The organism is Mesocryomonas fontinalis, from assembly GCF_055730125.2.
This window is the reverse complement of sequence record NZ_JBUZWG020000002.1, coordinates 179,372-200,800: the sequence shown is the minus strand read 5'-3', so window position 1 is coordinate 200,800 and position 21,429 is coordinate 179,372. Positions and strand designations below refer to the sequence as shown.

20 protein-coding genes and 1 pseudogene are annotated in these 21,429 nt (G+C 68.1%); 7 read left to right on the top strand and 14 right to left on the bottom strand.

Annotation, left to right across the window (positions count from 1 at the left end; genetic code table 11):
- Positions 1 to 14: 14 nt before the first annotated feature.
- From ACZL02_RS06105 to ACZL02_RS06090, 4 genes are all read right to left on the bottom strand, one after another.
- Complete coding sequence (locus ACZL02_RS06105; RefSeq protein ID WP_472937702.1) at positions 15 to 911, bottom strand: transporter substrate-binding domain-containing protein; 897 nt, start codon at positions 909 to 911, stop codon at positions 15 to 17.
- Between the two features lie 117 nt (positions 912 to 1,028).
- On the bottom strand, positions 1,029 to 1,997 hold the full coding sequence (locus ACZL02_RS06100) for a D-2-hydroxyacid dehydrogenase (protein ID WP_472937701.1): 969 nt from the start codon (positions 1,995 to 1,997) through the stop codon (positions 1,029 to 1,031).
- 20 nt (positions 1,998 to 2,017) lie between these two features.
- Complete coding sequence (locus ACZL02_RS06095) at positions 2,018 to 2,416, bottom strand: Rid family detoxifying hydrolase (protein WP_472938142.1); 399 nt, start codon at positions 2,414 to 2,416, stop codon at positions 2,018 to 2,020.
- Positions 2,417 to 2,695: 279 nt separating this feature from the next.
- Complete coding sequence (locus ACZL02_RS06090) at positions 2,696 to 3,637, bottom strand: LysR family transcriptional regulator (RefSeq protein WP_472937699.1); 942 nt, start codon at positions 3,635 to 3,637, stop codon at positions 2,696 to 2,698.
- A gap of 98 nt (positions 3,638 to 3,735) precedes the next feature.
- Between ACZL02_RS06090 and ACZL02_RS06085 the strand changes: the two genes are divergently transcribed.
- From ACZL02_RS06085 to ACZL02_RS06060, 6 genes and pseudogenes are all read left to right on the top strand, one after another.
- Positions 3,736 to 4,161, top strand: coding sequence for a DoxX family protein (locus ACZL02_RS06085; RefSeq protein ID WP_472937698.1), 426 nt, complete (start codon positions 3,736 to 3,738; stop codon positions 4,159 to 4,161).
- Positions 4,162 to 4,201: 40 nt separating this feature from the next.
- A complete protein-coding gene (locus ACZL02_RS06080; RefSeq protein WP_472937697.1) occupies positions 4,202 to 4,639 on the top strand; it encodes a VOC family protein in 438 nt (145 codons plus the stop codon).
- Positions 4,640 to 4,663: 24 nt separating this feature from the next.
- The gene (locus tag ACZL02_RS06075; protein ID WP_472937696.1) at positions 4,664 to 5,092 is read left to right on the top strand and encodes a VOC family protein; all 429 of its coding nucleotides are present in this window, start codon (positions 4,664 to 4,666) and stop codon (positions 5,090 to 5,092) included.
- Entirely contained in the window at positions 5,089 to 5,721 is a 633-nt protein-coding gene (locus tag ACZL02_RS06070; protein WP_472937695.1) for an alpha/beta hydrolase, read from the top strand. Before ACZL02_RS06075 ends, ACZL02_RS06070 begins: the two co-directional genes overlap by 4 nt.
- Before the next feature lie 27 nt (positions 5,722 to 5,748).
- A pseudogene (locus ACZL02_RS06065) lies at positions 5,749 to 6,714 on the top strand (glutathione S-transferase family protein).
- 7 nt (positions 6,715 to 6,721) lie between these two features.
- Positions 6,722 to 7,717, top strand: a complete 996-nt coding sequence (locus ACZL02_RS06060; RefSeq protein WP_472937694.1) for an alcohol dehydrogenase catalytic domain-containing protein — start codon at positions 6,722 to 6,724, stop codon at positions 7,715 to 7,717.
- On the opposite strand, the gene ACZL02_RS06055 is transcribed toward ACZL02_RS06060, so the two are convergent.
- On the bottom strand, positions 7,714 to 8,622 hold the full coding sequence (locus ACZL02_RS06055) for a LysR family transcriptional regulator (protein WP_472937693.1): 909 nt from the start codon (positions 8,620 to 8,622) through the stop codon (positions 7,714 to 7,716). The genes ACZL02_RS06060 and ACZL02_RS06055 overlap by 4 nt on opposite strands.
- Positions 8,623 to 8,771: 149 nt before the next feature.
- Between ACZL02_RS06055 and ACZL02_RS06050 the strand changes: the two genes are divergently transcribed.
- Complete coding sequence (locus ACZL02_RS06050; RefSeq protein WP_472937691.1) at positions 8,772 to 8,975, top strand: tautomerase family protein; 204 nt, start codon at positions 8,772 to 8,774, stop codon at positions 8,973 to 8,975.
- Between the two features lie 194 nt (positions 8,976 to 9,169).
- Here the strand turns inward: ACZL02_RS06050 and ACZL02_RS06045 are convergent, their stop codons facing one another.
- From ACZL02_RS06045 to ACZL02_RS06005, 9 genes are all read right to left on the bottom strand, one after another.
- On the bottom strand, positions 9,170 to 10,618 hold the full coding sequence (locus ACZL02_RS06045; RefSeq protein ID WP_472937690.1) for an amidase: 1,449 nt from the start codon (positions 10,616 to 10,618) through the stop codon (positions 9,170 to 9,172).
- 17 nt (positions 10,619 to 10,635) lie between these two features.
- Positions 10,636 to 11,793, bottom strand: coding sequence for a M20/M25/M40 family metallo-hydrolase (locus ACZL02_RS06040; RefSeq protein WP_472937689.1), 1,158 nt, complete (start codon positions 11,791 to 11,793; stop codon positions 10,636 to 10,638).
- A complete protein-coding gene (locus ACZL02_RS06035) occupies positions 11,793 to 12,956 on the bottom strand; it encodes a M20 aminoacylase family protein (RefSeq protein ID WP_472937688.1) in 1,164 nt (387 codons plus the stop codon). Before ACZL02_RS06035 ends, ACZL02_RS06040 begins: the two co-directional genes overlap by 1 nt.
- 10 nt (positions 12,957 to 12,966) lie before the next feature.
- The gene (locus ACZL02_RS06030) at positions 12,967 to 14,481 is read right to left on the bottom strand and encodes a M81 family metallopeptidase (RefSeq protein WP_472937686.1); all 1,515 of its coding nucleotides are present in this window, start codon (positions 14,479 to 14,481) and stop codon (positions 12,967 to 12,969) included.
- Between the two features lie 14 nt (positions 14,482 to 14,495).
- Positions 14,496 to 16,151: an ABC transporter ATP-binding protein gene (locus ACZL02_RS06025; RefSeq protein ID WP_472937684.1), complete on the bottom strand. Its 1,656-nt coding sequence runs from the start codon at positions 16,149 to 16,151 to the stop codon at positions 14,496 to 14,498.
- Complete coding sequence (locus ACZL02_RS06020; RefSeq protein WP_472938141.1) at positions 16,148 to 16,987, bottom strand: ABC transporter permease; 840 nt, start codon at positions 16,985 to 16,987, stop codon at positions 16,148 to 16,150. The genes ACZL02_RS06025 and ACZL02_RS06020 overlap by 4 nt, the downstream gene beginning before the upstream one ends.
- Positions 16,988 to 17,037: 50 nt before the next feature.
- Positions 17,038 to 17,979 (bottom strand): ABC transporter permease, encoded by a 942-nt coding sequence (locus tag ACZL02_RS06015; RefSeq protein ID WP_472937682.1) that lies wholly within the window; start codon positions 17,977 to 17,979, stop codon positions 17,038 to 17,040.
- Positions 17,980 to 18,063: 84 nt separating this feature from the next.
- On the bottom strand, positions 18,064 to 19,671 hold the full coding sequence (locus tag ACZL02_RS06010) for an ABC transporter substrate-binding protein (RefSeq protein ID WP_472937681.1): 1,608 nt from the start codon (positions 19,669 to 19,671) through the stop codon (positions 18,064 to 18,066).
- A 70-nt stretch (positions 19,672 to 19,741) separates the two neighbouring features.
- On the bottom strand, positions 19,742 to 21,328 hold the full coding sequence (locus ACZL02_RS06005; protein ID WP_472937680.1) for a gamma-glutamyltransferase: 1,587 nt from the start codon (positions 21,326 to 21,328) through the stop codon (positions 19,742 to 19,744).
- Positions 21,329 to 21,429: the final 101 nt, after the last annotated feature.

Here is a 21,429-nt window from a genome sequence, read left to right as displayed (position 1 = left end):
CTTTGTTCGGGTGCTTAGCCGCGGATCTCGACCGGGCGCTCGCCGTCGGCGCCCTGGCCCCAGAAGTCGAGCAGCTTCTTCTGCACGCCGGTTTCCTGGATGATCTTCATCGCCGCGAACACGGCGTCGCGAATGTCACCCTTCTCCTTGGCGACGGGGAAGCCGACCATGATCGGCAGATCGACGGTGAAAGCGGTCTCCAGCGTGTCGTCGGTCTTGACGATCTGCCCGGCCGAGCCAGCCTCGGTCAGGTAGATGTCTGCACGGCCGCTGCGCACGGCCTGGATGCTGTTGTCGGTGTTCTGCACGAGCAGGAGGTCGATCGCCGGCTTGCCGGCATCGACGCAGACCTTGCTCTGCTCTGGGATCAGCTTGGTCGCCTCGTAGGCGCCGGCCGCCGAGGCGACGGTCATGCCGCACAGGCCGTCGATCGACGTCAGCTTCTTCGGGTTGCCCTTGGCGACGATAGAGCCGTCACGAACCTGGACCGAGGCGATGAAGGTAACCTGCTTCATGCGTTCTTCGGTGACGTAGAGCATCGGGCCGATATCGGCGCGGCCGCTGTTGATCGAGGTGAGCAGAACGTTGAACGAGCCCGTCTGGTAGGTCGGGGTCATACCGAGACAGCCGCCGATGCGCTCGAACAGCGAGGGATCATGGCCCTCCAGGCGCGACGGATCGTCTTCTGCCGGGGCTTCCCAGCCCTTGGTGTAGCCGCCAAGGCCGACTTTCAGCTCCTTGCCGACGAGCGCTTTGTGCTTCTCCTGCAAGGCTTTGCAGGCCGGCATCTCGGCGAAAGCTTTGGCGGTCGGCTCGATGGTTTCTGCAGCCTGGACCGGGGCGGCGATCGCCAAAACGAGCGTTGCGGCGCCGCCGAGAAGCGCGGTGAAGCGGCGGATGGCAGTGGGCATGGGCAGTCACTCCTGGGCGCGGTTGATAGGGGCGGCGCGATCGACGCCTTTCGCCACGACGAGCCGCCGCGCGGGTCGTTCGTCAGTGTGCTTGGTCCGAAAGGCGTCGGTGGGCGGCTAGTAGCCGAGGGTCCGGTCGACGACGTTCGTGAGGGGCTCGCCGGCAATCCGGCGGCGAAGGTTTTCGACGAAGATGTCGAGGCAGCGCTCGACGTAGCCGTCATGGTCGTCGATGCTGCAGTGTGGCGTCATGATGAGCCTTGGGCAGGCCCAGAGCGGGTCGGTCTTGGGCAGCGGCTCGACCGGGTAGACGTCCAGCACCGCGCCGCCAAGATGGCCGCCCCGCAGCAGGTCGGCCATCGCAGAATAGTCCACCACCTTCGCCCGGCCGACGACGATGACACCGGCGCCCTTCGGCAGGGAGTTCAATCGCTTGTGGTCGATCAGCCCTTCGGTCTCCGGGGTTAGCGGCAGGGTCGAGACCAGCATGTCGGCCTGGGGCAGAACCTCGTCGAGCTGGTTGATCGCGATGCAGTGGTCGAGCGTTGCATCACTCGATCCCGAGCGGGTGACGCCGATCACCTTGACGCCGCGCGAGCGGAGCGCCTCGGCTGCCGCCTTGCCGATACCGCCTACGCCGAGGATCACCGCGGTCTTGCCGGCGATCGGTCCGCCGAACACCGGCAGCCATTGCAGCGCCGCCTGGTCGGCGACGAATTGCGGGATTGCGTAGTTCAGCATCAGGGCCGCGGTCAGCACGAACTCACCGCCCTTGTCACCGTGCACCCCGGAGGCGTTGGTGAGCGTGACGCCGGCCGGTAGCGTCGGCAGCAGGGCCTCGACGCCGGCCGACACCACCTGGACCCAATCGAGCGCCGGCGCGGCGGCCTTGGCCGCGCGAATGTCCAACTTCCGGCAGGCGAAGACGATTTCCGCACCAGCGATGGCCGACATCATCGCGGTGGGGATGCCGTTCTCCGTGACGGTCAACCCCTCGGTGGCGATGCCCGCCGCCTCCAGACGTTCGCGCAGCCGCGTCGCCGAGAGTTGCAGGGCGTCACCGTCATGTTCGATATGAATATGCATTCGCTAACTCCGAGACCGGCTCAACCGGCGCCGACCGCGATCGCATCCATCTCGACCAGAAGACGGGGATCGTTCAGCGTGATGCCGACGGTGGCGCGGGCGGGGTAGGGTGCCTGGAAGAACTCGGCATAGACCGCGTTCATCGCCGCAAAATCCTCGAGCCGCGTCAGGAAAATGCCGACCTTGCCGACGTCCCGCATCGTCATGCCGGCGTTCTCGACCAACGCCCTCATGTTCATCAGGACTTGGCGTGTCTGGCCCGCGACGTCATCGCCGACCACCGCGCCACTAGCGGGATCGATAGCCACTTGCCCAGATATGAAAAGGATCGAACCGCACTTGAGCGCTGCCGATAAAGGCGCTGCGCCCATGGGGCGATCGCTGGCGGACAGGCCAGGGTAAGAGATAGCAACAAGCATTGGCCAACCTCGATTTCGTATTAATGTATATTCGTATACGAAAATCAGATGGTCAATGTGTAGGGTGCGCATCCTTTCCGCAAGCCATGCACAAATGTTGCGCTTCGCGGCATTTGCAGCTGCAATGGTGAGCAATTGAAGCGCCATGATCCCATCGAGAAATCTAGCGTGAACCAAGTCATTGCGGAAGCTTCCGCGATGTTCAGCACGCCGCGGGGACTTCAAACCGATCTCCGGTCAGCTTTGGGAATGAACCGCCCAAAAAGCTGAAGCTTGATCTTAAACTGTCGGCTTCGCGGTTGGGCCAAGGCCTCGATCCCAAGGCGCTGGATCGCAGAACCTCGCCACCAGAAAATCGATGATTGCCCGCGCCTTTGCCGGCGGGCGTCGGTTGGCGGCGTAGACGGCGAACACGCCGGGGAGCTCGAGCGGAGGGTGGTCGAGTTCGAGCGCGACCAGCCGTCCTGCGCGGATCTCGTCTCCAAGGAGAAAGGTTGTCTCGTAGACCAGCCCTTGTCCGGCCAAAGCCGCGGCCACCAGTGCGTCGCCGTTGTTCGCCCGCAGGTCCCCGTGGACAGGGACGTCGACGTCCCCGTCGATGCCGAACTGCCAGCGGTGCGGGCCGAGGGCGCTCGACAGGGTGTAGCCGAGACAGTTGTGGGAGGTGAGGTCTGCCACGGTTTGCGGGACGCCGCGTTCTTGAAGATAGGCCGGAGAGGCCGCTACCATGAGGCGGCAACGGGCCAGCTTGCGGGCGATCAAGGTCTGGTCGTCGATGCGGCCGATCCGGATCGCCACGTCCCATCCCTCCTCGACCAGGTCGACGACACGGTCGTTCAGACCGAGATCGACCGCGAGGGCGGGGTGCGTCCGGGAGAACGTGGCGAGCAGAGGCGCGACCTCGCGGACGCCGAAGGAGACGGGCGCGTTCAGCCGCAGCGTTCCCGTGACCTCGACCCGTTCGGGCGAGGCGGTGGCGTCGGCCTCTTCCAATTCTCCAAGGATGCGCTCGGTGCTTTCGAGATAGCGTCGGCCCGCCTCAGTCAGCGTGACCTTGCGTGTCGTGCGATGGAGCAGCTTGACCCCCAGCCGCTCCTCCAGCTCCGCCATGTGCTTCGTCGCCATGGTCTGCGACATGCCGAGCGACCGCGCCGCCCCGGAGAGGCTGCCGAGCCCGGCAATGCGCGCGAACACCTGCATTCCCGTAAACCTGTCCAACATCGCCTCACACCCCCGGTGTGGACTGCTATACCTTTTCCGCGGATTATCAAACCGAGCGGATGTTGGCACATGGAGGGTGTCCAACCAGGAGACCCGAGATGATCGACCACCGTACCGCCCCCTACGCCGCGACCGCTCTCCGTGTGGCCCTCGGCATCCTCTTCCTCGCCCATGCCGGCCTGAAGTTCTTCGTCTTCACGCCCGCCGGCACCGCGCAGTTCTTCGCCAGCCTCGGCCTTCCCGGTCCGCTCGCCTATCTCGTGATCCTGGTCGAGACCCTCGGTGGCCTTGCCCTGATCGCCGGCGTCTACAGCCGTCTGGTCGCTTTGGCCCTGGTCCCAGTCCTTCTGGGAGCGATCGTCACCGTGCACGGACCCGCCGGGTTCTACTTCACGAACCCGAACGGCGGCTGGGAGTTCTTGGCGCTCTGGATCGTCGGGCTGGTGTCGGTCGCTCTTCTTGGCGATGGTGCCTATGCTTTCCGCCCGACGACCGCTGCCGCGCTCCGCACGGCCCGGGCCTGAGATCTCGACACAGCCGAGCGAGCTTCCAAAGGAGATCTCGATGACCATCCCGACCTCGAGCACCATCGAGCGCTCATCCATCGATCCGGTGCTGGCGACGGCGCCGCACCGGATCTCCAAGGTGACCCTCGTCGTGCGCGACCTCGACCGCGTGGCAGGGTTCTACCGGGACGCGATCGGCCTTCGCGAAACCGGCCGCGAGGCCGGCACCTTGCGCCTTGGGACCGACGCCGGGACGCTTGTGGAGCTCCGGCACGAGCCATCCGCCCGGGTTCGTTCGCGGCGGGACGCAGGGCTCTTCCATATGGCATTCCTGCTGCCCGAGCGTGCGGACCTCGGCGGGTGGCTGGCTTTCGCGGCCGAGCAGCCCGTCGCGATCCAAGGCGCGTCCGACCACTTGGTCAGCGAGGCGATCTACCTCGCCGATCCCGAGGGCAATGGCATCGAGATCTATGCAGACAGGCCGAGCGCGGAGTAGGCGTGGGACGGCGGCACGGTTCGCATGTCGACGGACGCCCTCGACGCGCAGGATCTCCTGCGGGCAGCAGAGGGCCGGGAATGGCGCGGCTTCCCGCGGGGCGGCAACGTCGGCCATGTGCATCTCCAGGTCGGCGCGATCGCGCCTGCGAAGGCGTTCTACGGCGGCGTGCTCGGCTTCGACGCGACCGCCCGCTATCCCGGTGGCAGTTTCTTCGGTTCGGGCGGCTACCACCACCAACTCGCCGCCAACATCTGGAACAGCCGCGGCGCGCCGCCGCGGACGGAGCTGACGACCGGGCTGGCGGACGTCGAGATAACCACCGCTCACGACATCATCGAAGCCATACGGTCTCGAGCGACAGCGCCATCCGATGAAAGCAACGGGCCGCGCCTTGTGCTTCACGATCCCTGGAACACCTCCATCACACTCATATCCGAGCCAAGCACATGACCCCTTCGACATCACCGGACGGCTTGGTCGTCCTCCTGCACGGCGTCGGCAGCAATGGCCGGGACATGCTGGGCCTTGCGGAGGCATGGCGACCCCCGCTGCCGAACGTGGCGTTCGTCGCTCCCGACGGCCCCTTCGCCTTCGACCAGGGGCCGGGACGGCAATGGTTCAGCATCGCCGGCGTCACGCCGGAAGACCGCCCGGCCAGGATCGCGGCCGCACGTTCCGCCTTCGACGAGGTCCTCAGCTCCGAACTCGATCGGAGTGGCTTCGGCGACAGGTTGGACCGCGTCGTCCTCGTCGGCTTTTCGCAAGGCTCCATGATGGTGCTCGATGCCATCGCGTCCGGGCGCTGGCCTGTCGCGGCTGCCGTGTCCATCTCCGGACGCCTCGCATCGCCGACGCCCTACTCACCGTCCACCACCACGAAGATTCTGCTGCTGCATGGATCGGCCGACCCCATCGTTCCCTCGGCGGAAACGACGCGGGCGGAAGAGGTCCTCCGGGCGGCAGGTCTCGACGTGACGAGCCGGATCTTCCCCGGTCTCGGCCACACGGTCTCGGCCGAAGGCGCGACCCTCACTCGCGACTTCATCGCGGCCGCCCTCAAGCCAACCGTTGCCGCCTGACGTGACGGACATCGAAAGGACAGCGACATGCTCGTGAACGGCAAGTGGACCGCCGACTGGCAGCCCGTGCAGGCAAAGGACGAGAAGGGCGGCTTCGTCCGCCAGACCTCGAGCTTCCGCAACTGAGTGACACCGGACGGGAGCGCGGGACCGGCCGGGGAGAGCGGGTTTCCTGCCGAGGCGGGCCGCTACCATCTCTACGTCGCCCTGATCTGCCCCTGGGCGTCGCGCACGCTGATCGCGCGCAGATTGAAGGGGCTCGAGAACGCCATCTCCGTCTCGGTGGTGGAGCCGGCGCTCACTGACGAGGGCTGGCGCTTCGGCGACTATCCGGGATCCGACCGCGACGAGGTCAACGGCGCAACATACGTGCACGAGCTCTACACCCGGGCGGATCCGACGGTATCGGGTCGCGCCACGGTGCCCGTGCTCTGGGACCGGGAGAGACGGACGATCGTCAACAACGAGTCCGCCGACATCGTCCGCATGCTGAACTCGGGCTTCGGCGACCTTGCGAACGAGGATGTCGACCTCTACCCCGTGGACCTCTGCGGCGCGATCGACGCCTTGAACGACCGGATCTACCCGCGTCTCAACAACGGGGTCTACCGGGCGGGCTTTGCGACGACGCAGGTCGCCTACGACGAGGCTTTCGGCGACGTCTTCGGCATGCTGGACGAACTTGAGTCTCACCTCGAAGGTCGTACCTTCCTTCTCGGCGAACGCCTGACCGAGGCCGACATCCGGCTCTTCGTCACGCTGATCCGCTTCGACGCTGCCTATCACGGCCTGTTCAAGTGCAATCTTCGCCGCGTCGCCGACTACCTGAACCTCTCGGCCTACGTCGACCGCATGCTCGCCGTTCCAGGGGTCGCGGGGACCGTCAGCATCGACCACATCAAGCGCGGCTACTACTCGATCAAGAGTCTCAATCCTTCGGGGATCGTGCCCTTGGGTCCCCGGTTGCCATTCGCCGGTCTGCTCGCGGGGTGAAGCCGCCATGGCGATGATGAAGGCTGCGGTCCTATACACGCCGGGTACACCTGGCGTCCTGAAGGTCGAGGATCGACCCGTCCCGGTGCCGCGCGCGGGCGAGGTCCTGATCCGCGTGCGGGCGATCGGACTCAACAGATCCGAGCTCTTCACGCGGCAGGGGCATTCCCCGAACGTCCGGCTGCCGCGCATCCTCGGCATCGAGGCGACCGGAACGGTCGAGTCTGCTCCGGGCGGCGAGTTCACGCCCGGCGCGACGGTTGCGACGGTCATCGGCGGCATGGGCCGCGACTTCGACGGCGGCTATGCCGAGTATGTGAAGGTTCCGGTCGGCCAGGTGCAGTCGATCCGTACTGACCTGCCTTGGGAGACGCTCGGCGCATTGCCCGAGATGCTCCAGACGGCGTGGGGGTCGCTCTTCATCGCGCTGCGCCTCCACGCCGGCGAGACGCTTCTCATCCGCGGCGGCACGACCTCCGTCGGCCTGGCCGCAGCCGCCATCGCGAAGGCCGGGGGCGCCATCGCCTGTGCCACCACACGGCGCCCGGACCGGGAAGGCCTGCTTCGCTCCCATGGCGCGGCCCAGGTGTTCATCGACGACGGGGCGATCGCGGGACAGGTGCGGGACGCTTTCCCGGACGGCGTCGACAGGGTGCTGGAGCTGGTTGGGACAACCACGCTCCTCGATTCGCTCGCCTGCGCCAAGCGCCACGGGGCGGTCTGCATGAGCGGGATGGTCGGTGATCGCTGGACACTCGAAGCCTTCGAGCCGATGGCGGCGATCCCCACGGCGGTCAGCCTGACCACCTACAGCGGCGGCGCCGGGGAGTTCATGGCGATGCCCCTTCAGAGGCTCGTCGACGAGGTCGAGAAGGGCAAGTTGCCGGTAAAGATCGGCCGCGTGTTCCGGCTCGACGAGATCGTCGAGGCGCACCGTTGCGCACCGTTGCATGGAGGCCAACGAGGCGGGCGGGAAGATCGTCGGCGTGCCGTGACGGCTTAGTTCAGGTTGCCTGCGGCCGCACACGCGACAAGCTGGTCGATCACGTAACGTATCCTTGGGCTGAGGTGCGCCTGTCGCGGCCAGAGTGCGTGCACCTCGACGGGAACGGTCGAGAAGGTCTCGAGCAACGGCACGAGTGCGCCACTCTCGACATGGTGCCGGACCAGCGAGGCCGGGAGCTGACAGATGCCGAGCCCGCCGACCGCCGCGTCGACCATGGCCTCGCCGTCGCTGACCTGGTGGGTGGCGGGAGGCGACACGCGCTTCACCGCGCCGTCCTCGCGGATCACCCAGGCCACTGGCGGACCCTTGGGCGAGCCGACGATGCAGCGGTGCCCGCGAAGGTCCGCCAGTGCCTCCGGACGTCCATGCATCTCGACGTAGCCTGGAGAGGCGCAGATCACCCGATCCTGGTCGGCGAGATGCCGCGCGATGAGGTGGCTCGAATCCTGGAGGGTACCGAAGCGGATCATCAGGTCCACGTCGTCCTGGAAGGGATCGGTCAAGGCGTCGGTGAAGGTGAGGCTCAAGTTCAGTTCGGGATGCGGCCGGACGATCTCGATCAGGATGGGCAGGAGGACGCGCCTTCCGAACGCCACCGGCATGTCGATGCGGATCCGGCCGGTGAGGATCCGGTTCGCCGAGGTGAGGGCCGCTTCGGCAGCGGCGATCTCGTCGAGGGCAGAGGCGCATGCGGCGAGGTAGGCCTCGCCGTCGACGGTGAGCTTGTTGTTGCGCGTGGTCCGATGAAACAGCTTCAGTCCGAGACGCGCCTCAAGGCGGGCGATGGTCTTGCCGACCGCGGACTTGGTGATGCCGAGGCGCTCGGCGGCCCCCGTGAAACTTCCCGCCCGGGCCGCCGCCACGAAGACACCGATGCCCGACAGCGGTTCGATCTCATCCATGGCGAACCCTCTTTGTATCCTCCCGCGCTACTCAGATCGGATCAGCGGCGGCTTTAAGCGCCTTGAGGATACCGTACATTGCGATTGCCTGTCTCGGGCCTTCGGCGTCCGCCGACGGAGAGCGGCGGAACATCGAGGGAGAAGCGATCATGCCGGTCGTACGGGTAAGCTGGTTCGAAGGTAAGGACCACGGTCAGAAGCAGAAGGTCGCCGCGGAGATCACCGAGAGCATCGTCCGCAACACGGGGACCGACGCGGCCTACATCTACGTCATCTTCGACGACGTCGCGCCGAGCGACTGGGCCGGCGCCGGCAAGCTGTTCGGCGAACCTGCCGCGGCGCCGAGCACTTAGCGATAAAGCAGGCTTCGTCCGCATGAACCGGAAGGATGTCGCGAGGGTCCGGAGGCCCTCGCCATGCTTCTACAAGGCGGCCGCTTGCAACGCCCGCGGCCTGCTAAATTTCACCGCTCAGCCTGCAGACTTGCACTTTGCCCGCTGGGGAGATGGCCGATACACCTCTCATCCTGGTGCCAATGCGCGCTGAGCTAGCCGGTCGGCTTCACGTCCTCGTAGCGTTTGGCGAGCGCGATCAGCGCGGCGTCCTGCCGGGGCTGGCCGAGAATCTGAAGGCCCATCGCGCGCATGCCGCCGGCAAAGCCTGCGGGCAGGCACAGAACCGGGCAACCCGACATCGTTCCGGGAACGACGACCTCCATCCAGCGGTGATAGCTGTCCATCGTCCGGCCGGCGATCTCCCGCGGCCAGTGCCATTCTGCGGGGAAGGCGAAGAGCTGCGCCGAGGGCAGCGCCAGTGCGTCGACCCGGCCGAACAGCCGTCGGCATTCGCGATACCAGTCAGAGCGCACGCAGGCCGCGTCGTAGACGGCGGTGGCCGGCAGCGACAACCCGCCCTCGATCTCCCAGAGCATTTCCGGCTTCAGCCGGTCGCGGTGCTCGGGCGCCTCGAACAGTGGCCGGTATTTTCCGGCGGTCGAGAATTGCCGCAGCACCACGAAGGCCCGCCACAGCCGCTCCATGTCGAACTCCGGCCGGATCGCCTCGACCCGGCAACCCGCACGCTCGAGCCGGGCGAGGCCATGGCTGCAGACGTCGAGCACGCCCGCCTCGACCGGCAGATGCCCACCGAGATCGCCGAGCCAGCCGATGCGGCGGATGTCGCGAGGGGCCGCACCGTTTCCGTCGAGCGACAGCGGCGCACCGGCGTCGGGAACCGCCTGCACGCCGAGCAGCAGCGCGAGATCCGCCGCGGTGCGGGCCATCGGGCCCTCGGTCGCCAGCTGCGTCAGATAGAGGTCGGCAGCAGCCGGGTTCGGCACGAGACCCTGCGAGGGGCGGAGGCCGTAGACGTTGTTCCAGCCCGCCGGGTTGCGCAGCGAGCCGCCCATGTCGCTGCCGTCGGCGACGGGCAGCATCCGCAGCGCCAGCGCCACCGCTGCCCCGCCGCTTGACCCGCCGGCCGAGAGGCGGGGATCGAACGCGTTGCGAGTGATGCCGAAGACTGGGTTGTAGGTGTGCGATCCCAGGCCGAACTCCGGGGTCGCCGTCTTCCCGATGATGATCGCGCCCGCCGCCCTGATCCGGGCGACGCCGGGATCGTCGGCGGCCGGAACGTTGTCGGCATAGACCGGCGAGCCGTAGCTGGTCCGCAGTCCCTTAGTCGCGGCAAGGTCCTTGATGGCGATCGGCAGGCCGTGCAGGGGCCCGCTGGCAGCGCCGCTCGCCAGGTGGTGGTCCGCATCGTCCGCCTCGGCGAGGATCTCCGCTCGATCGCGCAGCGAGACGATGGCGTTGTGGGCGGGGTTCACGCGGTCGATCTGGTCGAGGAAGGCGGTGGTGATCTCCCGCGACGACAGGCGGCCGTCCCGCATCCTCTCGCCGAGTTCGGTGGCACTGAAGCGGCAGATTTCGGGAACAGCGATATCCGGCGGTGCCACCAGCTGGCCGGGCGCGGAGAACGGCGAGGTGATGTCCATGGCGTACGCTCCAGCTCTCACGCTGCGCCGAGCCGCGCCAGCATGCCCGCCATCAGCCGGGCGCGCTGCGGCAGGCTGTCGACGAGAACGTGCTCCTGCAGCGTATGGATGCCGGCCCCGGTCACGCCGAGGCCGTCGAGCGTCGGCAGCCCCATCGCGCCGGTGAAGTTGCCGTCGGAGCCGCCGCCGCTGCTGGCCTGCGTCAACGTCAGGCCGAGCTCGCCGGCGACCGAAGCGGCCAGCGAGAACAGCGCCTGCGTCCCCGCATCGGGTTCCCATACCGGGCGGACGACGCCCATCTCGACGGTAAAGCCGGTGCCGTCCGCTCGCGTTTCCGACAGCGCCAGCATCCGCTCGACGCCGCGGTCGAGATCGTCCTGGCGCTTGGCCATGCTCAGCGCCTCGGCCCGGCATTCGGTAGAGACGCAGTTGACCCATTGTCCGCCGTGCACGACGCCGACGCTGAAGGTGCAGTCGTCGCCGGTCATGTCCTCGATCTCGAGGATGCGCCGGGCCATCTCGCGGATCGCCGAGCGGCCCTTCTTCAGCGCCGCGCCGGCATGGCTCGGCACCCCGTGCGCCGAGAGGTTGAAGCGGGCAATGGCGTAGCGCCCGGTGACGACGCCGCCGTCTGGCTGCGAGGGCTCCGGCACCAGGATGAAGCGGTGCCGGCTGGCCTCCGCCTCGATCAGCGCCCGGTTGCCGGGACTGCCGATCTCCTCGTCAGAGGTCAGCAGAACGTGTACCGGCAGCGGCGTCTCGATGCCGGCCTCCCTCAGCGCCCGCACCGCGGCAAGCGCGGCGAAGGTGCCGCCCTTCATGTCGACGATCCCCGGCCCGTAGCAGCGCTCGCCGTCGCGGCGGAACGGAAGCTTTTCCAGCGTGCCGATCGGGTGCACCGTGTCGAGATGCGCCATGATGAGAATGCCGGGCTCGCCCGCGCGGCGATGCGGGAAGGCGGCGCGCACGCAGTCGCCAATGCCCGGCTGGCCCGGGACACGATCCACGGTCGCGCCCATCGCCGCGAGGTCGGCGGAGGCGAGTGTCATCATCCGGTTGACCGCCGCGACGTCGAAGGTTGGGCTCTCGCATTCGATCCAGGGGCGCAGGCCCTCCAGCATGCGGTCGGTGTCGAGGTCGAGGCGGTCCAGCAGGACCATCATCTCGCCCGCCATCAGACCGCGCCGAGGCGACGTTCGACGATGCGGGCGAGCAGGCTCGCGCCGATCGGCAGGATGCCGTCGTCGAGCACGAAGCCCGGATTGTGCACCGGCACACTGCCGGCATGGCCGACCCAGCAATAGGCGCCGGGCACGGCATGCAGCATGTCGGCAAAATCCTCGCTGCCCATCATCGGGCGTGGCTCCCTCAGGAGGTTCTCCGGCCCGACGATGTCCGCGGCGGCCTCGGCGAGATACTCGGTCTCGGCCGGATGGTTATCCAGCACCGAGAAGATGTCGCGGATGTCGACGTCGATGGTGACGTCGAAGGACAAAGCGAGCCCCGCGGCGATCGTGCGCAGGCGCGCGTTGACGAGGGCGCCGACGGCATCGTCGAAGAAGCGGATCGTGCCGGCGAGCTTCGCCTCCTCTGGAATGACGTTGTAGGCCGAGCCGGAATGGATCTGGGTGATCGACAGCACCGCCGACTTCATCGGATCGACATTGCGCGCCACGACCGACTGCAGCGCCTGCGACAGCGCGGTGGCGACGACGATCGGGTCCTTTGAACGATGCGGCTGGGCGCCGTGGCTGCCCGTGCCGGTGATGGTGATGTCGAAGAAGCTGGCGCCGGCCATCGCCTTGCCGGGGAAGACCCGGATCTGGCCGGGGTCGAGATCGGGCGAGTTGTGGAGGCCGTAGATCTCGTCGCAGGGAAACCGCTCGAACAGCCTGTCGGCCAGCATCGCCCGGGCGCCGCCGAGACCTTCCTCAGCCGGCTGGAAGATCATCACCGCGGTCCCCTCGAAGTCGCGGGTCTCGGCCAGGTACCGCGCCGCGCCGAGCAGCATCGTGGTGTGCCCGTCGTGGCCGCAGCCGTGGAAGCGGCGGGGGATCGTCGAGCGGAACGGCAGGTTGGACAGCTCGTCCATCGGCAGCGCGTCCATGTCGGCGCGCAGCCCAATGCGGCGGCTGCCGGGGCGCTTGCCCTCGATGATGCCGACGACGCCGGTGCCGCCGACGCCGCGGTGCACCTCGACACCCCAGCCCGCCAGCTTCTCGGCGACGATGCCGGAGGTGCGGACCTCCTCGAAGCCGATCTCGGGATGGGCGTGCAGGTCGTGGCGGATGGCGACGAGGTCGCCCGTGAAGGATTCGATGCGCGGCAGTACGGACATGGAGATATCCTTATGTGTTGGATGGAGTGGCGAAGGCCGGGCCGCCGGGCGACAGGCGCATGCCCGGACGGAGCCGCGCGAAGGGCAGCGCGGCCGGATCGACCGGCATGGGGCCGGGGGCGGCGCAGACGATGATCTGCTCGGCAATCGGCTCGAAGTCGGCGCGGAAATGCACCGAGCTCTTGTTGACGAGGATCGCCTCGGTGGTCGGTTCGATGCCGACGAAGCGGTACATTTCCTGGTCCGCCAGTTGCGCCTTGCGCGAGGCGAGGACGATCCGCACGCCGCCGATGCTGAGGCAGGCGGAGGGCCCGAGGTTCATTCGCGCGCCGCCGTAGAACGGGCCGGATGCCGTGAGACTGCCGTCGGAGAGCGCGTCCACGGTGAACTCGGCCTCGAACGGCGCGTCGCCCGGAATGGCCGACTTGCCGCCGAGCGAGAGCGACACTTTTTCGCCGATGCCGGCCGCGTGCGCCAGGGCCGCGGCGGCGGGATCGACGATGACGCCGATCGCGGCGCGCCGGGCATCGGCGGCGACCAGCGCGCGCAGCATGCCGGTGGTGTCGCTGTCGCCGCCGGCGCCGGGATTGTCCTGCGTATCGGCGATGACGATCGGGCGCAGCGCACCCTTCGACAGGGCGATGGCGTGTCGGACGCCGTCCGAGGGCGAGAACACTTTGCCGGCGAAGCCCGTCTCAGCTGCGGCGACGGCGGCCAGCATCGCATCGGCCGCCGCGTCGGCCTCGGCCTGCGTCGCGCCGTAGGCGACGATCGACGGGCCGCAATCTGGAAAATCTGCCGCCGGGAACCCTGCCAGGAAGGAGATCGAGGCAAGGCCCGCCGCCTCCATCTCCGGCAGCCGGGCATAGAGGCTGCGGCAGGGCTCCATGCCCGTCGCCTGCCAGGCGATCGGGATCAGGAACGGCAGCTGCCGGAAGGATTTCGCATGGCGCTGGCCGCCGAGCAGGCCTTCGAGGTGACGCGCCGCGCGCGCGCCGGTCTCGGCCATGTCGATATGCGGATAGGTGCGATAGGCGATCAGCGCATCGGCCGCCTCGACCATGGCCGCGGTGACGTTGCCGTGCAGGTCGAGCGAGGCGACGATCGGAACGCCTGGCCCCACGGCGGCCCGCACCCGCGCGAGAAGCTCGCCCTCGCCGTCGTCGACATGCTCGGCGACCATGGCGCCGTGCAGGTCGAGGTAGACGCCGTCGAGCGGCCCCGCCGCGACGATGGCCGCGACGAGACGCCCGGCGATCTCCTCGAACGCCGCCTCGGTCACGTGGGCGGAAGGGCTGGCGGCGCACCAGAGCGTCGGCACCAGGTTCCAGCCCAGCGCCTCCGCCGTCTCGACGAAGCCGCAGATGCCCATGTTGACGTTGCGGGTGGCCGCGATCAGCGCCGGGCCTTCACACAAAGCCGGCCAGCCGCCGCCCTCGATGAAGGCGTCGATGCCGGCCTTGCTCGGTCCGAAGGTGTTGGTCTCGTGCATGAAGCCGCCGACGGCGATGCGGGGAGGGGCCATGGCGTGTTCCATCGTCAGATCGAGGCAGCGGGGGCGGCGGCGAGCGGCCGGAAATTCGGGAAATCCCAGTGCTTGCCGGGCGCTGCGTCGAGCAGCTCGCGGGTATAGGCCTCCCTCGGATGGCGCAGCACGTCCCCGGCGGGGCCGTATTCCACCACCTTGCCGCGCTGCATCACCGCGACGTCGTCGCAGATCTGGGCGGCGACCCTCAGGTCGTGGGTGATGAACAGGATGGCGACGCCGAGGCGCTCCTGGATGTCGGCGAGGAGGTCGAGGACCTGCGCCTGCACCGAGACGTCGAGCGCCGAGACCGCCTCGTCGGCGACGAGGATGTCGGGTTCCATCGCCAGCGCCCGGGCGATCGCGATGCGCTGGCGCTGGCCGCCGGAGAACTGGTGCGGATGGCGGTCGACGGCATCGGCCGGCATGCCGACAAGCTCCATCAACTCGCGCGCCCGGGCCATCGCCTCGGCCTTCGGCGTGCCGTAGTTGACCGGTCCCTCGATGATGCTCTCACCCACCGTCAGGCGGGGGTTCAGCGAGCGGTTGGGGTCCTGGAAGATCATCTGGATCTTCTGGCGGTGCGGGCGCAGTTCGCGCCGGGTCAGCGCCGAGATGTCGCTGCCGGCGACGCGGATGGCACCGGCGGTCGGCGCGATCAGCCGCATGACGCAGCGTGCGACGGTGGTCTTGCCCGAGCCGCTCTCGCCGACGACGCCGAGCGTGCGGCCGCGCTTGAGGAGGAGGTTGACCTGGTTTGCGGCCACCGTCTCGGTCGCGGCCTTCAGGAAATGCTTGCGGGTGTAGACCATGCCGAGGCCGACGGTCTCGAGCACCGTGCCGCCGGTGCCCATCGGACGCGGCGCGCGGGGCAGCAAAGCCGGAACGGCGGCGAGCAGGCGCCGCGTATAGTCTTCGCGCGGGCGGGCAAGGATATCCTCCGTCGTGCCGTCCTCGACGACAGTGCCATGGTGCATCACGCAGACGCGCGTCGCGATGTCGGCGACGATGCCCATGTCGTGCGTCACGAACAACACCGAGGTGCCGAGCTCGGCCTGAAGGTCCTTGATCAGCTTCAGGATCTGCTTCTGCGTGGTGACGTCGAGCGCGGTCGTCGGCTCGTCGGCGATCAGCAGTTTCGGCCGCAGGATCAGCGCCATGGCGATCATGATCCGCTGACGCTGGCCGCCGGAAAGCTGGTGCGGGTAGGAGCTAAAGATCCGCCGGACGTCCGGCAGATGCACCTGCTCCAGCATCTCCAGCACCCGGCGATGCCGGTCGGAGGCGCCGAGGCTGCCATGCGCCTGCAGCACTTCCTCGATCTGGCGGCCGACGGTCAGCACCGGGTTCAGCGCCGTCATCGGCTCCTGGAAGATCATCGACATCCGCGTCGCCCGCAGCTGCTTCAGCCGCGCCGGCGTCGCGGCCAGCACGTCCTCGCCCTCGAGGAGGATCGAGCCCGAAGTGACCGACAGCACCTTCTTCGGCAGGAGACACATGGTCGCCAGCGACGTCACCGACTTGCCCGAGCCGCTCTCCCCGACGAGGCAGACGGTCTCGCCCGGCCGGATCTCCAGCGAGATGCCCCGGATGATCTCGCCGCCGGCCGCGGCGACCCGCAGGCCTTCGATCTGGAGGACGGGGGCCTCTGCCGCAACGACGGTGCTCATTTGAACGCGCCCCTCTGCTTCATCCGCGGATCCAGCATGTCGCGCGCCTGGTCGCCGAGGAGATTGATCGACAGGATGCAGGCCGACAGGACGAGGCCGGGCCAGAAGATCATCGACGGCTTCAGCTGGAAGTAGAGCCGCCCCTCGGACATGATGTTGCCCCAGGACGGCGTCTCGGTGCCGATGCCGGCGCCGAGGAAGGAGAGGATCGCCTCGGTCAGGATCGCCGAGGCGCAGATGTAGGTGCCCTGGACGATCAGCGGCGCCAGCGTGTTCGGCATCAGGTGCCGCCACATGATCTTCGGCAGGCTCGACCCGACCGACAGCGCGGCCTCGACATAGGGCTCCTCGCGGGCGGTCAGCACGACCGAGCGCACCAGCCGCACGACGCGCGGGATTTCGGGAATGGTGATGGCGATGATCACCGTCCAGAGGCTGGCACCGGCGAGCGAGACGACGGCGATGGCGAGGAGAATGCTCGGGATGGCCATCAGCCCGTCCATGATCCGCATCAGCACGGCGTCGAGCACCCGGAAGAAGCCGGCGAGGAGGCCGAGCGGCAGGCCGATGGCGATCGCCACCACCGTCGAGCCGAGCCCGATCAGCAGCGAGATGCGGGCGCCGTAGAGGATGCGCGAGAGGATGTCGCGGCCATAGGCGTCGGTGCCGAGCCAGAAGGCCTCGCTCGCCGGCTTCAACCGCTGCACCGGGTTCATCGCGATCGGATCGTAGGGCGCGATCCAGGGCGCCAGCAGCGCCGTGACGACGATCAGCGCCAGTGCGATGGCGGCGAGCATCGCCGGCAGTCCGACGCGGCGGCCGGCGATCACCGGCATCAGTCTGAAAGGCTTGGCCGGCACCGGCCGGCTGTCGGCTTCTATCGCCATCAGTATCGGATCCTCGGGTCCAGGAAGGCATAGGACAGGTCGATCAGCAGGTTGACCAGCACGTAGATGCCGCTGGTGAACAGGATCAACCCCTGGATGACGGGGTAGTCGCGGGCGAGGATCGCATCGACAGTGAGGCGCCCGAGGCCGGGAATGTTGAACACGCTCTCGGTCACCACGACGCCGGAGATCATCAGCGCGAAGCCGGTGCCGATGACGGTGAGGATCGGCACCGCGGCGTTGCGCAGCGCGTGCCGGAACAGGACGCGGCGCTCGTCGAGCCCCTTGGCCCGCGCGGTGCGGACATAGTCCTCGCCGAGTACGTCGAGCATGGCCGCCCGGGTCATCCGCGCGATCAGCGCGATGTAGATGCTGGCGAGCGTCAGCGCCGGCAGGATCGCCCGGTGCAGGAACGGCCCGACGCCTTCGAAGACGCTGCGAAAGCCCTGCACCGGCACCCATTTCAGCTCGATCGCGAAGAGCTGGATCAGGAGATAGCCGATGACGAAGACCGGGATGGAAAAGCCGAGCACCGAGAACGAGGTCACCAGGGTGTCGATCCAGCTGCCATGCTTCCAGGCGGCGAGCACGCCCAGCGGCACGGCGATGACGACGGTGAGGAAGATGGTCAGCAGTGCCAGGCTGACGGTGGGCTCCAGCCGCTGGCCGATCAGCGTCGTCACCGGCGTGTTGGAGATCAGCGACGTCCCGAAATCGCCGGACAGCAGCTGCGAGCTCCAGGTGCCGAACTGCAGGTAGAGCGGCTGGTCGAGGCCGAGAGCCGCGCGGATGTCGGCCAGTTGCTGCGGCGTCGCCATGTCGCCGGCGATGATGGCGGCGGGATCGCCCGGCGTCAGCCGCAACAGCAGGAAGACGAAGAGCGCGACCACCACCATCACCGGAATGGCGGCGAGGATGCGGCGGAGGAAATAGGAGAGCATCCGGTTGTCCTCGGGGGCTGTCGGGATGGGCGGGGTGCCTCCGGCCGGTTGCCGGGCCGGAGGCGGGCGTCTGTCGCCGCGTGCCTACTCGGCCTTCTCGATGTTCCAGAAGGTCGGGATCGGCGACTTGATGAGGCCGGTCAGCTGGTTGCGCCAGGCCGAGGGGCTGCGGTACTCGCCGAGCGGCACGTAGGTGACCTCCTTGTAGGCGTGCACCTGGACCTTCTCGGCGACGGCCTTGCGCTCCTCGTCGGTCTTGGCCTGCACGAACTCCTTGCGCAGGGCGTCGAGCACCGGGTCGTTCGGCCAGCCGAACCAGGCCTTCTCCTTGCCGCCGCCGTTCAGCATCGGGTTGACGATCGGGTTCCAGACCTCCGGGATGACCCAGTTGGTGAAGAACATGTTCCAGCCGCCTTCGGCCGGCGGCGCCTGGTTGGCCCGGCGGGTGACGACGGTCTGCCAGTCCATCGGCTGCAGGTCGACGGTGAAGCCGGCCTTGCGCAGCAGCTGCGCGGCGACCACCGGCTGCGGGCTGGTGCTGGCGACGTCGGTCGGCTGCAGGATCACCACCGGCTCCCCCTTGTAGCCGGCCTCGGCCAGTAGCTTCTTCGCCGCCTCGGCGTTCGATCCGGCGACGATCGTCTCGCTGCCCGCCGCTGTCGCCAGCGGGGCGCCGCAGCCGTACATCGAGCCGCAGACGGAGAAGTATTCGGGATTGCCGGTGAGGGCGCTGAGAACATCGGTCTGGTTCATCGCCAGGAGCGCGGCCTGCCGGATGCGGACGTCGTCGAAGGGCGGATAGAGGAAGTTCATCCGGCCCATCGTCTGGGATCCGAGGACGTTCATCACGTCGACGGTGAGCTCGTCGTTCGCCGTCAGCAGCGGCAGCAGGTCGATCGGCACCAGCTCCATGTAGTCGATCTCGCCCGAATTGAGCGCGTTGATCGTCGTCTGGGCGTCCGGCATGTTGATCCAGGTGACGCGGTCGACCTTCACCACCTTGCCGCCGGCGGTCCAGCTGGCGGGCTCGGTCCGCGGCACGTATTCGGCGAACTTGTCGTAGACGACCTGGACGCCCGGCTTGTACTCGGCCTCGACGAAGCGGAACGGACCGGAGCCGATATGCTCCTTGATGGCTTCGGTCGCCGGGGTCTTGGCCACCCGCTCCGGCATCATGAAGGCCGGCACGGCAGAGGGCTTGGCGATCAGCTCGACGACGTAGGAGAACGGCTCGGAGAGGGTGAGGACGATGGTCTTCGCGTCCTTCGCCTCGATGCTCTTGGTGTACTGCATCATCATCTGGCCGCCGCCGTCGCGCTTCGCCCAGCGGTTCAGCGAGGCGACGCAATCGGCTGCGGTCACCGGCGCGCCGTCGTGCCAGGTGAGGCCGTCGCGCAGAGTGAAGGTGTAGACCATGCCGTCGTCGGAGACCGTCCAGGACGCCATTTGCGGCTGCGGCTTCTGGTTCTCGTCGACGCCGAGCAGCGTGTCGTAGATCATGTAGCCATGGTTGCGGGCGATGTGCGCGGTGGTGATGATCGGGTCGAGGGCGCGCAGGCCCGAATGCATGACGGCGCGGATTTCCGTCGCAGCCGCCGGTCCTGCGAGCACAGCGAAGGCCATCGCCGTGGCCAGGAGCCGGGCCTTGAAGCCTCCCTTCGCGATCGTGGCGAGCGTACCGAAATGCTTCATGTGCCTTGCTCCTTCTTGCGAGGGGCGCCGGTTGGCCCCGATGCGTGCCCGGCCTTGCCGACCGACCGTGTTACGGCTGTGCGTGGACGTCGTCCTCGGCGACCGCGTCGCCCCAGGGCGACATCACCTCGCTCGCGCCGAAATTCATCTCGCCGATCCGCATGACGCCGGACATGTTGGCGAAGCTGTTTGGGTAGACGCCGTTGCGGGCGGGCACGACGGTGCGGCCCTCGGCCAGCGCGCCGAGCGTTTCGGCGGGCAGCGCCTGGTCCGCGACCACCGCCGGCCCGCCGCTGACATCGATCCGCGGCTGGTGGAAGGCCCGCTCGAGGCTCATGCCGTGGTCGACGAGGAAGGACGAGACCTGCGCCACCGCCGGCAGGATCTTGCGCCCGCCCGAGGCGCCGAGGGCGAACCGTCCCGCCGTGGTCTCGCCGATCACCGGGCAGACGTTCATCAGGCAGGCCTTGCCGGGGCCAAGCGAGTTGGGATGGCCGGGCTCGGGGTCGAACCACATGATGCCGTTGTTCAGCACCAGCCCGGTCGACGGCGAGACGACGCGGGCGCCGAACACCGACAGCAGCGTCTGGGTCATCGAGACCATGTTGCCAGCGCGGTCGACCACGGAGAAATGCGTCGTGCAGGCACGGGCATGCGGCGCCTCGTTGTCGCCGTCCTCAGCGAGCCTCGAGCGGTAGGCCGCGGCAAGCGCATCGGCATACGCGCAAAAGCTTGCCGGGCCGGGCGCATCGCCTTCGAGCGTGCCGAGGGCGAGCCGCTCGAAACTGTCGCGGAAGGTCGGGCCCGCCGTCAGCGCGGTCGGGAGATAGAAGCCGCCGCCGCGATAGGGCGTCAGCGCGACCTCGCTCAGGACCGCGTGGTAGGCGGCAAGGTCGGCTTCGGACAGCGATCCGCCCTTGGCGGCGATGTCGGCGGCAAGGCGGCGTGCGGTCTCGCCTTCGTAGAACTCGCGGGCGCCGTGTTCAGCGAGGCGCTCGATCGTCTCGGCCATGGCGGGGTTGGCGATGCGCCGGGGGCTGCCAGCGTCGCCGCCTGGCATCGGCGGCCAGCGGCCGTCGTCGAGGAAAAGCGCTGCGGCATCCGGGTCGCGCGAGAGCGAGCGGGCCGCCGAGGCGAGCATCAGCGCGGCATACCAGTCGACCTCGAAGCCCGCGCGGGCGAGCGCTGCTGCCGGCTGCAGCAGGTCGGCCCAGGGCTTCCCGCCAAAACGGCGATGGGCGAGACCGATGCCGTCGACCAAACCGGGCACGGCCACGGCCTTGGCACCCTCGACGTTTCTGTCGTCGACCACGGCCTTCCAGGGAAACAGGTCGTCGGCGACGCCGAGGCCGAAGAGTGGATAATCGGCGGGATCGAGCGCTGCCGGCGCGCGCAGGCCGTAGTGGATGCAATAGGCCTTCTGCTCGGCCTCGCGCCAGATGACCATCGCGCCACCGCCGGCCGGCCCGCTCATCCAGGGCTCCAGGACGCCCAGTGCGAAGGACGTCGCCACCGCCGCATCCACCGCGTCCCCGCCATCGGCGAGGCACTGTGCACCGACCGCGGACGCGGCGTGGTTCTGTGCGGCGACGATGCCGCCGCGCGACGATTTCGCCGGCTTGGAGACGATCTGAGAGACCGAAAATGCGCTGGTCACGAGCGCTCTCCCGATGCGGCGCCGGGCATCGGACGGTAGGAGACTGTTGTATCATAATGCGATATCATCAACTGCATTATGCTAGCGTAAAGCGACGCCTA